At 66.4% G+C, this 1,063-nt stretch carries 1 protein-coding gene; it reads left to right on the forward strand.

The features are described from left to right. Positions 1-1,063 (forward strand): immunoglobulin domain-containing protein (locus G4L39_RS12990; protein WP_165108773.1); only part of this gene is annotated, 1,063 nt, incomplete at both ends.

Below are 1,063 nucleotides of genomic sequence, written 5' to 3' on the forward strand. Positions count from 1 at the left end.
ATCCGGGGCGGGACCGGGGGTGGTTCGCGTTTGGGGCTGACCACGGGCGAGACGATGGTGGACACGACCAGCACCAACCTGTTTTTGCGGGCGGTGGTGCCGGCTCATCCGATCTTCAACGGGGTTGTGCTGGACGCCAACGGTGTGATGGTCAATCCGTATGCGCGGCGGATCCTTCACACCAACGCCCAGACGGGGGAGACGATCCTGCAGAATGGCATTTCGCTGTGCAGCAATCCGTTGATTGAGGGGGCGGGTCCGATTGCGGTGGTGAGCACGCCGGGGGATGCGGGCAACAATGTGCTGGTGATTGCCGAGTTTGTGCCGGGGCTGGTGTCGGGCAACGGGCGGGGTGAGGTCCTGGGGGCCAGGCGGCTGGTGTTTTTGACGGGCAGCCGGGAGGCCGGGGGTGTGCCTTCCAACGGGGCCGGTGTGTTTGACCTGTTGCCGGAGGGGGAGCGGATGTTTTTGAATGCGGTGGACTATCTGCTGGGGGTGGTGGGGGGAGCGCCGATGGTCCGGGTGGATCCGCCCCTGGGCACCAATTTGTACGTGGGGGAGAGCTGGACGTTCAGGGCGCAGCTCTACGGGGCGGAGCCTCTGACGTGGCAGTGGTACAAGGACGGGCAGCCGTTGCCGGGGCAGACGGGGCCGGGGCTGGTGTTGCCGGCGCTGACGCAGGAGGATGCGGGCGGGTACACGGTGGTGGTGTCGACTCCGCTGGGCAGTGCGACCAGTGCGGTGGCGCGGCTGGAGTTGGCGGTGCTGCCGGGGCCGAATCTGACCAACGCGCTGATCGCATACTGGCCGCTGGACACGGTGGTGGGCAACAAGACGCCGGATCTGGTCAGCGGCTATGACCTGACGCTGGTGAACCTGGGGGCCGGCAATCTGGTCAGCGGCCGGTGGGGTCGGGCGTTTCAGTTGGACGGGGCGGCCCGGCAGGGGTTGGAACGGATTCACAATCCGGGCGACGATCTGCCCATTTACAATCATCCGGACTTTACGGTGTCGCTGTGGGTCAACGGGCCGGTGCAGTCGGATCGGCGGGTTTTCTGCGAGG

This window comes from Limisphaera ngatamarikiensis, assembly GCF_011044775.1.
GTDB classification, from domain to species: Bacteria; Verrucomicrobiota; Verrucomicrobiia; order Limisphaerales; family Limisphaeraceae; genus Limisphaera; species Limisphaera ngatamarikiensis.